Origin of the sequence: Paenibacillus sp. 598K (assembly GCF_003851045.1) — a bacterium.
Classification (GTDB): domain Bacteria; phylum Bacillota; class Bacilli; order Paenibacillales; family Paenibacillaceae; genus Paenibacillus_D.
Genome location: NZ_BFBX01000025.1, coordinates 1 through 13,461 on the forward strand (window position 1 = coordinate 1; position 13,461 = coordinate 13,461).

Annotated in this window: 12 protein-coding genes; all 12 read right to left on the bottom strand. The window is 61.8% G+C overall.

Annotated elements, in window-relative coordinates; genetic code table 11:
- The coding region (locus tag PA598K_RS09455) for an MFS transporter (RefSeq protein WP_148091923.1) at positions 1-564 on the bottom strand (564 nt) is incomplete at its 3' end.
- Positions 565-574: 10 nt separating this feature from the next.
- Positions 575-1,246: a cysteine hydrolase family protein gene (locus PA598K_RS09460; protein WP_185601768.1), complete on the bottom strand. Its 672-nt coding sequence runs from the start codon at positions 1,244-1,246 to the stop codon at positions 575-577.
- A 102-nt stretch (positions 1,247-1,348) separates the two neighbouring features.
- Positions 1,349-2,458: an ABC transporter substrate-binding protein gene (locus PA598K_RS09465; RefSeq protein WP_128656717.1), complete on the bottom strand. Its 1,110-nt coding sequence runs from the start codon at positions 2,456-2,458 to the stop codon at positions 1,349-1,351.
- A gap of 53 nt (positions 2,459-2,511) precedes the next feature.
- Positions 2,512-3,285 (bottom strand): ABC transporter ATP-binding protein, encoded by a 774-nt coding sequence (locus PA598K_RS09470; RefSeq protein ID WP_185601770.1) that lies wholly within the window; start codon positions 3,283-3,285, stop codon positions 2,512-2,514.
- A gap of 17 nt (positions 3,286-3,302) precedes the next feature.
- A complete protein-coding gene (locus PA598K_RS09475; protein ID WP_128656719.1) occupies positions 3,303-4,130 on the bottom strand; it encodes an ABC transporter permease in 828 nt (275 codons plus the stop codon).
- The gene (locus tag PA598K_RS09480) at positions 4,127-6,229 is read right to left on the bottom strand and encodes a hydantoinase/oxoprolinase family protein (protein WP_185601772.1); all 2,103 of its coding nucleotides are present in this window, start codon (positions 6,227-6,229) and stop codon (positions 4,127-4,129) included. Before PA598K_RS09480 ends, PA598K_RS09475 begins: the two co-directional genes overlap by 4 nt.
- Positions 6,230-6,234: 5 nt before the next feature.
- Positions 6,235-8,460 (bottom strand): hydantoinase B/oxoprolinase family protein, encoded by a 2,226-nt coding sequence (locus PA598K_RS09485; RefSeq protein ID WP_128656721.1) that lies wholly within the window; start codon positions 8,458-8,460, stop codon positions 6,235-6,237.
- A gap of 175 nt (positions 8,461-8,635) precedes the next feature.
- The gene (locus PA598K_RS09490) at positions 8,636-9,814 is read right to left on the bottom strand and encodes a TetR/AcrR family transcriptional regulator (RefSeq protein ID WP_128656722.1); all 1,179 of its coding nucleotides are present in this window, start codon (positions 9,812-9,814) and stop codon (positions 8,636-8,638) included.
- Positions 9,815-10,161: 347 nt separating this feature from the next.
- On the bottom strand, positions 10,162-10,776 hold the full coding sequence (locus PA598K_RS09495; protein ID WP_128656723.1) for a carbohydrate-binding family 9-like protein: 615 nt from the start codon (positions 10,774-10,776) through the stop codon (positions 10,162-10,164).
- Positions 10,776-11,546 (bottom strand): ANT(4')-I family aminoglycoside nucleotidyltransferase, encoded by a 771-nt coding sequence (locus tag PA598K_RS09500; protein ID WP_128656724.1) that lies wholly within the window; start codon positions 11,544-11,546, stop codon positions 10,776-10,778. The genes PA598K_RS09495 and PA598K_RS09500 overlap by 1 nt, the downstream gene beginning before the upstream one ends.
- 244 nt (positions 11,547-11,790) lie before the next feature.
- Positions 11,791-12,486, bottom strand: coding sequence for a CD3324 family protein (locus PA598K_RS38855; protein WP_307719878.1), 696 nt, complete (start codon positions 12,484-12,486; stop codon positions 11,791-11,793).
- 56 nt (positions 12,487-12,542) lie between these two features.
- A complete protein-coding gene (locus PA598K_RS09510) occupies positions 12,543-13,247 on the bottom strand; it encodes a hypothetical protein (RefSeq protein ID WP_128656725.1) in 705 nt (234 codons plus the stop codon).
- Positions 13,248-13,461: the final 214 nt, after the last annotated feature.

Below are 13,461 nucleotides of genomic sequence, written 5' to 3' on the forward strand. Positions count from 1 at the left end.
GACGGCGAGCAGCAGCAGCGCCCCGGCCGCTGCGACAAATACGAGCCAGACGACCGAGCCGTCGCCGAGCGGATGCAGCCAGCCCGAGACCGCAGGACCGGCCAGCGCGCCGAGACTAGCGGTCAGCGCCAGCATCTGCACGCGCTTGCGAGTCGCCTCGCCAGCCGCTGCGCTGGAGAGCCCTGGCGTCCCCGCCGACGATACGAGCGCCTGCGTCGCGATCCAGACGAGCAGCCACGCCAAGCCGTTCAGCACCTGTGCGATCAGCATCGCCACCACATACCCGCGATCCGGGAGCACGAGACTGCCAGTTGCCCAGTACACAACCCCGCTGCATAGCATTAACGCTGCGCCGACTGGCAGCATGAGGCGCGCGCCGAGCCGATCGCCGGCGATGCCGATCGGGATCGCCAGCAGGAGCGGGAGCAAGGACTGGACAGACAGCAGGAGGCCCAACGAGGTTGTCGACGACAGCCGCTCGGCCAGACTGAAGGCGACCGCAGGGCGGGACAGCTCCAGCGCGAACCAGAAGACCAGGTTGAGCAGCTGCAAATACCGATTCATCGGCGAGCGCTTACTTGGCTACAGCGGCTACGTCGGCCGCCTGATCGATCAACTGCACGATCGCGTCGGTGCTCAGGCACGCGCCGAAATATTTGGCCGCTGTCCGCATGCTCTCCTCATGGGCCTCGGGCGAATCGGTAGCGATCGCATCGGCAGCGATCAGGACATCGTAATCGCGCTGGTACGCGTCCCGGATCGTCGTCTCGACGCATAGCGAGGAGGATACGCCGCTGATGATGACGGTCCGGATGCCTTTCATGCGCAGCAGCGTATCGAGCCGCGTATCAAAAAATGCGCTGAAGCGATGCTTGATGATGATCTCCGCTGGCGCCTGCGACAGCGACTTTAACTCGTCGACGACCTCGGCATCCCATGTATTCACGAGCGCAGCCGGGCCGGAGCCAAAACGCAGCGTGTGGGGGATGATCCGGTGGCGGCCGCGCGTCGCATCGTCGGGATAATGATGCTGGATCGTCCACGCGTCGAGCATGGACGCACGGCGGCTGGCCTCGATCAGCTTGCGAACAGGGGCAATCGTATTGCGCATATGCGAGACATCAACGCCGTTTTTGCCCAGGGAGCCTTGCTGCGAGCAAAAGCCGTTCTGCATATCGATGACGAGCAGCGCCGTCTCCTCCGGGATCAGACGGTAGCCTTCGGGAAGCGAATGGGTAGTGGACATGAGATCTCCTCTTTTCTCTAGGGTAGGGTGTGAGCGCCCCGGGAGCGTTGCGGCTCCCGAGGCAAATCGTCTCATGGCTGGCGGCAGACACTGCCGACTGGCCTACGGCTGACGGAATATGCCCTCGGGCAGACTGCCGATCCCGAGCTGCTTTTCGCCCGCCTCCTGCAGCAGCACCTCGAAAATCGCCTCGATATGACCTTCCATCTCCGCATTCATCTCCGTGAAGATGTTGGTGCGCGCATTATCCTTCATCAGCTCGATGGTCGTCTCGTTATCGATCTTCATCCGCTCGGCGATGTCCTGCCAGATCGCATCGTCGCTGTTCAGCGTCTCGATCGCTTCCTTGTAAGCGGCGGCGAAGGCCTTCACCGTGTCCGGATGCGCGTCGACATAGCTCTCGCTAAAGGTGTAGAACAGGAATGGCGCATCGGTGGACAACCCGAGCTGGGTCATGACGTCCTCGATGAGGAACGGCTTCTTGTAGCCGCCCATACCGAGCAGGATGTTGTTCAGGTCGCCATAGTTCAGGGCTGCCTCTACCTTGCCCTCCTGCATTAGGCCTAGCAGCAGACCCGGGGCGGATTCGCTAACCGTGTTCTCCTTCTCCGGGTCGAATCCGTACAGCTCCTTGGCCGCCGCGCGGATGAACAGCCAGTCTGGGGCGAGCCGGTTGTAGACGCCAATGCTCAGTCCCTTCAGCTGCTCCAGCCCGCTCACCTCGGTCGCCTCGGGCACGACCAGGCCGTTGCCCCAGCCGAGGAATGGCACGACCGCCACCGCTTCGTCGCCCTGGTTGACGCTGCGCGCCAGACTGATCCAGTCCGAGATAATCGCGTCGACCTGCCCGGTCTTGAACGCCGTCCAGTTGCCGTTGACAGCGCCGGAGTCCGGCACGGACACCAGCTTGAAGCCATGCTTCTGATCCAGCGCGAGCTTCTCGATCAGGTAGGCCGGCAACGACTGGGTGCCGGTAGAGACGACGTTAAGTCGCAGTTCAGGCAGCTCGCCGGACGCCTCGCCCTCCTCCGGCGCAGACGGCGACTCCGCAGCCGCCGCTTCCTTCGTGCCCTCCGCGCCGCCTTTACCGTCAGCGCTACCGCCCTCCCCGCTGTTGCCGCCGCATGCCGCGAGCAGCATCAGCAGCAGTACGGCCCCCAGCAGCTTCCACGTGAATCCTCTCGTTGGTGACGCCTCGCTCATGTTGACCATGCTCCCCACTCCTCTATCTAGTCTGTTCCTGTCTTTGCCGTCATGTCTTCGTCTTAAGCGGGCTTGCCGCTGATGGCCACGAATTGGGAGATGACTTCCTTGTGCATGAAGAACAGCTCATCGCTCTCATACTGCCGCGGGCGGCTGAGCCGAACCTGCTCCACGGTGTCGATCTTGCCGGGATTGGCCGACATCATAAGGATGCGGTCGGCCATATACGTCGCCTCCAGCGTATTATGGGTGACGAACAGCACCGTCTTGCGGTCCCGCTGCCACAGCTCCAGCAGGTTGGCGCGGATGTCCCGCGCCGTCAGCTCGTCGAGCGCGCCGAACGGCTCATCCATCAGCAGGATGTCGGGGTTGACGGAGAAGGCTCTGGCGATCGCGACCCGATGCTGCATGCCGCCAGACAATTGGTGGATATAATGCCGCTCGCTGCCCGAGAGATTGACCATCCCGAGGTAATGCCCGGTGCGCTCGGGCCACTCCGCCGCCGGGACGCCGGCAGCCTGCAGGGCGAAGTGTATGTTTTTCTCCACGGTGAGCCACGGCAGCAGCCGCGGCTCCTGGAACAGGTAGCTGAGATGGGCGCTGCTCTGGGCGCGCGGCACGCCGTCGATCCGAATCTCGCCGCTATACTCCTTATCCAGACCGCTGATCAGATTCAGGATGGTGGACTTGCCGCAGCCCGACGAGCCGAGCAGACAGATGAACTCCCCGGCATCGACCTCGAAGTTGATGTTGTGCAGCACTTGCTTCCTCGCGTCCTGTACGGTGAAAAATTTATTCAGCCGCTGGACCGATATTTTCCTCGTCTCCGAGCTCATGGACATGGCCTCCTCTCTTATGGCGTCGTCTTGGGCCGCCAGGAGAACAGGCGCGGCTCAATGACCCGGCTGATGAGCAATTCGATAAACAGCATGACGATGATGAAGATGAGGGCGCTGCTGAGCACATAGGTCATGTTGTACAGCGAATACCAATGGTTGATCATGTAGCCGATGCCGTCGGGACGACCCATCAGCTCGACGAAGATGACCATCTTCCACGTCAGCCCCAGTCCGAAACGCGCCGAGGCCATAATATAAGGGAGCAGTTGCGGGACGATGACCTTGCGGAAGGTCAGAGACCGGTCAGCGCCGAACATCCGGCTCATCTCCATCAGCTTTTTGTCGAGCGACTTGACGCCCTCCCAGATGTTATAGCTGATCGTGAAGACGGTCGTGCACATCACGGCCAATATGGCAGAAAATTCTGATAATCCAAGCCAGAGGAAGATTACGACGATGTAGACCAAGGCCGGAACTGTCATCCCGACGACCATCCAGAGGTTGAAAAAGCTCGCCGCCTTCCTGGATAAGCCCAGCGTACAGCCGATCGCGATACCTAGCGCCATCGTCAGCGCGAAGGCCGCCGCTACCCGGAAAAGAGTGATGCCTAGATGCGAGAAAATCTCGCCGTCGACCATCTCCTCGAGCATCGCCGAGACGGCCTGCAGCGGCGTAGGCAGCACCTTGGCCGTCAGCATCAGCGACACGGCCCACCAGAGCGCGACCAGCGACAGCAGCGACAACAGCCATTTGAACTTGCCGAGCAGCTTCGCCGGATACAGCTTGCGTTCCTGGAGCCCGAAGTCGCCTTCGTTCGCAGGCAGGACGGTATCTTGACTCATGTGGCGTCTCCCCCTTCATTGTTCGTCAGCACCAGATTGCGTCCCTCGTCCAGTCGTACGCTGTAATCGGGCGCGACGTAGATCGTCGTATGATTAGAGATAATGATAGCCGGACCTTGACGGTCGAAGCCGACCGGCAGCTCGTCGAAGACGTAGAACGGCGTCGCTCGCCATCCGCCCGTCTCGCGGTAGTAGACGTCCCGGTATTGCGGCTCCGGCTCGGCGACAGCGCGCCCGCCTCCCGGCGAGTAGCTGCGCGGCGGCTGCACGGCCGCTGCCTTGACGCGCAAGCCGGAGATGCGCAGCCCTGCCTTGCGATAGGCGGTGCCCTTGCCGTACTGCTGCTCATACACCCGATCGTAATCGTCCATCAGTCGCTGGATGTCCGCCGCTGACTGCAACGGATAGTCGCACGCCACCGGTACGCCTTGCTTCTGCCCCTGATAACGGATCAGCACCTCGCGCCGGATCTCGATCGTCTCGAAGGAGGCCGCGATATCGCGCAGCTCCGCCAGCGCCCGCTCCTGCAGCCGCCCCAGCGCCGACGCGAGCGCGGCCGGCTCGCAGGGCAGGACGAGGGTCAGCGTCTCCTCGGCGACCGCAGCCGGATCGGACTGTACGATGCCGTAAGCGGAGAACACCGACGACATCGGCGGGATAACCGCCGTCTCGATGCCCGTGCCCCGCGTATAGCCGCATACATGGAGCGGACCAGCGCCGCCGAACGCATACAACGCGAAGCTCGCAGGATCATAGCCCTTCTCCACGGACATCTTGCGGACCAGATCGCCCATATGCGAATCGGCAATCTCGACGATGCCCAGCGCCAGCTCCTCGACGCCGATGCCCAGCCTCGCTGCCAGCGGCTCCATCGATCGACGCGCGCCCGCCGCATCGAGTCTGTGCTTGCCGCCGAGGAAGAAGTCCGGGTTCATCCGGCCCAGCACCAGATTGGCGTCGGTCACGGTCGGCTGCGTGCCGCCTCTGCCGTAGCAGACCGGCCCTGGCACGGCCCCGGCGCTGCGCGGCCCGACCTTGAGCAGTCCGGTGCCCTCCTCCACCCAGGCGATGCTGCCGCCGCCCGCGCCGATCGAGTCGACCTCGATCATCGGGTAGGTGACCTGATACTTCGAGAAGACCGGCGACTGTGCGAAGACTGGCTCGCCCTGCACGATCATGCCAACGTCGAAGCTCGTGCCCCCGACATCGGTCGTCAGGATGTTCCGCTGCCCCAGTCTGCCGCCAAGCGTTGCCGCGCCCATGACGCCGCCCGCCGGTCCCGAGGTGAGCAGTGCCACTGGCGTCTCCATGGCATGCTCGATGGAGGCGATGCCGCCCGACGACTTCATGACCAGCGGACGGTGGCGATAGCCTTCCTCCGCCAGGAGCGACTTCAGCTTGTTCATATAGGTTTTGGTCTCGATACTCAGGTAAGCGTTGATCGCTGTCGTCGCCGTCCGCTCGTACTCGCCGATGACCGGCGTCAGCTCCGAGGACAGCGTGACGACCCACTGTGGATGACGCTCTAGCAGATAATCGCGAATCTGCCGCTCATGCTGCGGGTTGGCGAAGGACCAGAGCAGGCTGACCGCGACCGCTTCGATGCCAGCCGCCTCCAGCTCGCCCTCGATCGCCGCCAGCGACACCATCGACAGCGGCACGACGATGTTGCCCGCATAGTCCACCCGCTCCACGACGCCGCGCACATAGCGCGGATCGTATGCCGGCGTCGCCTTCTCATGGCGGCTGTAGTCCATCACTTCATCGGAGCTGAGGCCTGCTACCTTCTGATACGTACGCCCGATCAATATCGCATCCTCATGACCGCGCGTCGTGATGACGGCAGTCCGACAGCCCTGGCGCGTCAGCAGCGCATTGGTCGCGACCGTCGTGCCGTGGGAGAACAACGCAGTGCTGCCCAGCAGCTCCTGCAGGCTCATCCCCATCACGGAGGCGGCATCGCGCACCGCGTCGACGACCCCGAGCTGGAAGGAAGGAGGCGTCGACGGCGCCTTGCCCGTCCACATCTCGCCGCTCTCGCCGATAACGACGCAATCGCTGAAGGTGCCGCCGGAGTCTACCGCTACGTAGTAGTTCATCTTCATCACATCCTCGTTCCGATTGGGGTAGGCGCAAGATGGAGCAAGTGATCGGAAGGCAGGCTCTCGTCGCCGACGCGGATCATGCTGCTGTCGAACTGACGATAGCAGGCCGGACAATAGTGAGTCCGCCAGCGGAACTCCGCTTCGCCCAGGCCGCAAGGGTCGACATACGGCCCGGACAGGCGAGCCGGCTGCTGCGCGCTGGCCATATAGCCGTAGGCGTCCTTGCCGTGAGGGGCGATCGTGCAGCCGCAGTCGCAATAGAAGTAATGTCCGCCATCCGCGCCCTCCCCGATCGACAGACCGTGGAACAGCCTCGCGACGGTCCGCTCGAGTCTCACGGGCGCTTGCGACCGTTGCGGCAGCTCGGCCGCCGCGCGCCGCTGCGCCAGCAGCGCCGCCCGCTTGGACCGGGTGGCCTCCTCATCGACGGCTCCGCCGCTAGTCAGCACGACGCCGTAGAGCGCCTCGGCGGCGGCGGCTGTACAGCGGCCGAGCGCCACATCCTCGCACACCAGGCCGGGATCGCGCAACAGCGCATCGCCGTAGCCGCCGCCCCCGTTGGAGATCGAGCGATAGACATCGCCCGCCGCCAGATAGCTGTGCGACATATTGTTATGGACCTCCGTCTCGCCCGCGATCTCCTCGAAGGTCGCCGGGAGCTCGCCGCCTGCCATCTGGGCATCGGTCAGCGCGCCGCGCTTAATATAGAACTGATTGGTCGCCGACGGATGGCCGCCCGCGATGCCGACCGTCGCCGGCGACTTGGAGCCCATACTATGCATGATGACATCGGCGATCCGCTCGACGCCATGCGGCACATACATCCGGTCGATGCCGTTGCCGCCTCTGAACATCCCGGCCCCGCCGGAGTCGGCTAGCTGCTTGCGGTACAGATAGAGGATCGGGTACTCCAGCTCGTATTGCTCGACATTGGCGATACTGCTCTTGGCCGCGCCGACGAGGCCGCCGGTGTCGATGCCGTCCTTGAATGTGCGCGCGCCGCCGCCGCCCGCCATGCCATCGAGGATATCGGCGCCGAAGGGCATTCCGAACTGATTGATCCCGTTCAGCTCCTCTTGCGCCTTGGAGCCGGGCCAGCCGCCCATCGCCCGATCGGTGAAATGTCCGGAGGCGAGCAGCATCTTGGAGACGATATTGCCGACGAGCGCCATGATCAGCAGACCGATGCTGGTCGTCGACTTGGAGACGCCTGCCGGGAAAGTCGGATTGACCAAGGTACCCTGCTCGGCATGCACCTCGATCGTCCGCTCTACGCCTGCCGTTGTCCACGGGATATCCCAGCATAAGGTCGAGACGAGCGTGCCGCTCAGCAGGGCGTGCAGGGAGGGGAGGGTAATATTGATTGTCGCGGGGGCTTGCTTGGCTGTGCCCGTAAAGTCGAAGCGGAGCGTATCTGCCTCCTTGGTGAGCTGCAGCGCGATCGGATAGATGGCGTCGTCGAACTCCATGTAGGCCCGGGAGTACCAGCTGCCGTCGGGAATCTTGCGCAGCTTGGCCCGCAGCAGCAGCTCGGCGTCGTTGAGGATGTCGGCCATGAAGTCGACCAGCCCTTGCTTGCCGAGCTTGCCTGCCAGTTGCAGCAGATTGGCGCTCAGCGTATTGCAGGCGGCGAGCTTGGCCCGCAGGTCCAGCGCCAGCAGATCGGGCACCCGACTCTTGCGCAAGTAGTTGCGCTCCACATCATGCAGCAGCTTGCCGTTTTGCAATATTTTGATCGACGGCATCAGCGGCGCTTCGCCGTAGATATCCTTGGCCCCGAGCTGCACCTGACCCGGCGTCGGACCGCCGACGTCAATCTGATGGATCTCGGCGCCTACCCAGGCGACTAATTCGCCCTCATAGAAGATTGGCATGACAAGCGCGATATCATTCTGATGCATGATGCCGATATACGGGTCATTGCACAGGAAGCCGTCCCCTTCGGCAATGCCCGGATTGTCCTGGTAGTGAGCCAGCACGTCCTTGACGACACAGCTTAGCGTCGAGCCTTTGGTGACGATGTATTGGCCGATCAGCACACAATCGCCGTCCCGGTCCATAATCGCTACATTCAGGTCGCCGATCTCTGTGGCGACCGGCGAGCCGGACACCCGCTTCATCGCCGTGGCTGCTTCCTCCGTGATCGATTGCAGACGATGGCGGAGAATCTCATAGTGGATCGGATCGGTCTTGCGCGTCGAGGTCGAGCTGCGAATGGTCTCCATCCCTATCCTTCACTTCCTCCCGTATAATCTTGCTGATGCGGACACTCCCCGCGGCGGGCCAAGATGCGCTGTCGGCCAGAGCATCCGCGCATGACAGACAGCACCCCTGTGCTGCCAGCTTCCTGCGTTCAATTCACCTGACCGATATCAGCTTGCCGTCTGTCGCGCCCGACATCTACAGCTTCATGCGCCGAGCGAACTCGGCGAATCGTGCGCCGTACTGCTCCGGCGTCTGTTCCGCTCGGCGGCTCAGCGGGAATGCGCCCAGCCGCCCGAGCTGCTGCTCCAGATGGAGCTGCAACGACTGCGCCTCGCGGTCGCCGCCGACGACCCAGACCGCTGCAGGCCGATCAGCCCATAAGCCGCCTGTGCCCGCCGCCCGCACCGCCTGCCATGCTGCCAGGCCCGCTTCCGTCAGCTCGCCGTCCTCTGTATGAACGACGATCAGCGTCGCATCCCCTTCTCGCAGCCGCCGCTCGATCTCAGCCGTCTCCGCTTCTCCTGTCCCGGCTTCCGCTGGCATGACGGTTCGAACACCTTGCGCTTGTGTCAGAAAACCTAATATTGACGAGACTTCCGTTTGCGCCTGATCGCACGTACCCAGCGTCATGACGGCAACCGTCACCTCCTCCGTCGCATCTACGGCAGCGTCGGAGCCAGCGTCAGACTTCTCGGCGACGACGCTCGAAGCCTCCTCCATTGAAGCGCCCGCCGTCCCTCGCGGCATCGCACCGTAGAGCGCCAGTTGGAGTATCGCATCTGTGCAGGCGTTCAGGATATCCTGCTCCCCGCCGAGATCAGTCTCGTCTCCGAGGAACAGCGCCAGCGACTGGCTGTTCAGCAGCAGCAGCCGATCCATCATGCCCCAGATCAGCGTCAGCAGCGCGCGCTCGTTGAGCTGCCCGGCCAGCTTTCCCTGCTGCTTCCAGCGCTCGAGCACCTTGAACTTGTCATGTACATCCTTCTCCCAGTACTGGTGGATATAATGCTCATAGATGCCCATATTGATGAGACTCTCCCATTGGAAGATACGTACCATGTTCAGGTTGCTGCGCTTGAATTCGAAATGCTTGCGAATATAGGCCGCCAGCACTCGCTCCGGGTCGTCGCCGTCCCATACCGCCTCGCGCACATGCTGCTCCCATAGTCCGAACAGCCGCTCCAGCACCCCGCGGTACAGGTTCTCCTTGGATTCAAAATAATAGCTGATCAAGGCCACATTGACGTCCGCTGCCTCAGCAATGTCGCTTACCCGAGTTCCCGCATAGCCGTTCTGTGCAAATTGCTCCTCGGCCGCCAGCAGGATTCGTTCCTGCGTGCTAGCCTTCTCCTCCTGCATCGTCTGTGCCGTCAACCTCGATCCCTCCCCAATTTAAATATCCATTTAACTTCTAACCCAATTATAGCCGCGTTTTCATCAATGTCAATATATCTTACGTAAAATATTGATATTTTCTCGAAATCACTTAAATATCCATTTAACTTCCCTGATATCCTCCATTAACCTTACACAAAACGATCAATACATAACACGTACCTATCGTATCACTAGCCAATACCACCGAACTAGCAGTCCCACTGCCCACGCTTGTAACCTCATCGGCAAGCGCTCGCTGATTAAATGCAACAAAAGAACGGCACCAGGGATCATCCCGGCACCGCTCTTTCGTTCATCTTCCTATTCCTGATCTCTCCTGCCAGCTACACAAAATCAAGCCACCCGAAACGCCGAGGCACATGGTAATCGACTGCGCCTGTCGGCGACCAGGCCCAATAATGCCGCTGACCGTCAGGCTCCGCGTCGATGCGGTATGCGTTCCAACGCCAGGATGTGCCGCGAGTCGGCGGCGCGGCGAAGTTCGCAAACGGGACGCCGATGACATAGACGCGTACGGATGCCTCCTCTGCGCATGACGTATACAGTCCCTCCGCATCCCATGCGGTGTCGACGCTGATCGATCCCTGCCCGTCATTGTCGATGATCGCATCGAAGATCACGCCGCGCGGGCTCAGCTCGAGCTCGAGGTAGCGCGCACCCGCGCCGGACTCGTCGAGGAACACCTCGACCACATCCTCCTCGTAGATCGGATCGTCTCGCTGCTCCATCGTCGCTACGATATAATCGTCCTCGCACTCAAACCGGAACCACACCGTGTCGTCCGTCCAGCACGCCTTGACTTGTGTAGCCAGTCGCGGGTTGCTGCCATCCACCGTATCGACCAGCGCTATCGGCGGCAAAGCCGTCCAATCCGACGCGGTCGGCTCGCCTTGTACATAGTTGCAGTTGTAACGGATGTTAACTCCTCCTTCGTTCATCAAAACGGAATGCGAGCGCTGCGGATCTTATAGCTATGCTCGCCCGCCCACTTCACCAGACCGCTCCATAGCCGCTCGCAGGCGGAGACGATAGCCGCAGGCTCGGACAGCTCGCCGGACATCGTCATCCGCATCACCTCATCCAGCCCTTCGGGGCGATCCGGCAGCTGCGAGGCCTCCGGCAGCACCATCGCGCCCGTGGAGAAGATCGCGCGATGATGCAAGCCGACCAGCATCGCCCCATACTGGGCAAACTCCATCGCCAGATAAGGCAAGTAGGTGGCCGGACCATGATAGCCGGCGTTGCGCAGCTTGCCGATGAATTCGTACATCTCTCCCACCAGCACCGCCTCGATCGCGGCCTTGAACTGCTGCGGCGTCGGCGACTCGGCAGCGGCTTGCAGTCTAGGGAAGAAGCTATGCGGGTCATATAGACTTCGCTGCGAAAAGTAGGGCCCGTGTGTGAGCGGCCAATCGCCCTCGACCGTCGCAGCCATGTCCAGGAGCAGGTCGGCGCGCAGGACATTAACCTCCGCCTTCCATGGGCCTGCCGACCACTCGTAGCTATAGTCGACGGGCTCATCCGTCTCGCTCAGGACGCAGAGCATCTCGATGTCCGAGAACGGGCCGTCGGTGCCTCTGGCCATCGAGCCGTAGACGCCGATAGCCAGGATGCGCTCGCCATACACCTCATGCAGTCTCGCAGCAATGTCGTCGCAGATTTGCAGTCGTTCCTGTCGTGATTGGGTTACCGGTCCATTCGTAAGCATACGCGTACATCTCCCTTGTTTTTAGGCTTGGGCGACTAACGACCATAGCTGCGAATGGCGGGGCACGGGCTTAACGAGGTACTTTGGCAGGCTGCATCTGGCTTTCCTCCTCAGCATTATTAAGACGATTGTACAGCACCTGCGTCGCAGGCGCTAGCTCGCATCAGCCCCAGGCGAATCCTTAGCAGAGATGTCGGGGAGCGCCCAGCCGAGCGGAACGACCAGTCGTTCACTCCGCAGCCGCTCACTCCGCGTCGACGAAGAATAGCACCGTGCCGTAATAGGTCATGAACCGCTTGTAGTCCTCGTTACCCTCCATCATGACGATGCTCGGGAAGGCATTGACCTTGGACGCCCTCAGCGCGCCCAGCAGCTCGCGCTGCTCCGGGCAGCAGAACTGTCCGCCGCTGTACGAGATGAGGAGCGGCGGATGCTCGGAGCGATCCCGGGCACCCGTCGTCTGTCGCTCCGCCCCTGCCTCCTCCTGCTCCCGCTGGATCAGCCGGATCGGGAACTTGACGACGCCGATATAACGCGTCAGCGATGTCTCGACTTCGGGGACAGCGCGGGCAGGCAGAGTCAGCGACCGGCAGCATTCGACCCATTCCTCCAGCAGCCCGGCCCGGGCATAGGCGACCGCCGAGGCTACCGTGGACGCATACGTCAGGTGATGCTCGCTCTTTTTGGCGTAGACGATTTTTTTGATCGAATCGAGCGAGAGGCAGTATTGGTCCGCCAGCTCCGATACGGTCATACCGTGGGCATACTTGTTGCGGATCATCCGGTTGCGGCGGATCAGCTGCTCCCGGTAGCCCGAGGCCTCGCCCCATGCTTTTTTGTCGGCTCCCTTGGGGATATACAGCAGCTTGCCTGCCGCATACTGCTGCACCTCCCGCAAGAGCGCTTCGGGCAGGATGTCGCCCGCGTTCTCGTATTTCATCGGATCACCTTCTATGTGAGCGTCGTCCTCACTTATAATGCGTCGCGAACAACCTCTTATAGCGCGTCCAGTCGGCCCTTCAGCTCGCGCATCGAGGTCATGATCGAGGCACAGGACACCTCGTCGTCGATGGAGGCGTGCCAGCGCAGCGTATCCAGCCCTTTGTAATAGCCCATGCACAGGAAGCGCTCGCGGAAATCCGGGATGTCGATCCCCCGCTGCCTCGCATAGGCGTGCAGACGCTCCGGGATGAGCAGATACGGCTTGTTGAGATCCATGATGGCGAAGTCCAGCAGGCCATCTGCGATCCCGGAGCGGCTCCAGTCGGGGAAGCCGATCTGCGACTTGCCGTCTGTCCTCATATGCACAAAGAAGGTATTGTTGTACACCAGGTAGCGGCGACCCTCGCAGTAGGGGATCAACGGCAGCATCTCCGCATAATAGTGCTCGAAAAACGACCGGTCCAGCACCGTCGTCTCGAACAGCTCGCGCCAGTTGTACCAGTACCCCTCGCGATCCTCGGCGAAGGTGTCCGTCAGATAGGTCCGGCAATCGGCATACCTCGTCCGGCAATCCTCATCGAACTCCCCGTAGCCCGCGATCCCGGACAGATCGGACTGGTGTATGCTCATAATCTTGTCGAAAAACAGCTCCTGCATCGCTGCAAATTGGTCCGGACTCAGCTCGTCGGCGACAAATCCGGTCGGCGTCATATCCACCTCGGCAGACAGCAGCGCCTTGATGATCGTGTCTTTACTCATGCTACATCGCTCCATTCTCTTGGCAGCCTCCTGCCATGATACTCAGATGCGCATCTGATTCACCCTGAGGATACCACGAGCCGCGTTGCCATTATAGACCGCGATCAAGTATAGCGAAGATTACACTGCGGCGGGGACTGCGCCAGCAAGCGGCGGAGATCCGCCTCTACCGCGACCCTATACCCGCCGTGCATGCCGATCGATCATCTTACAA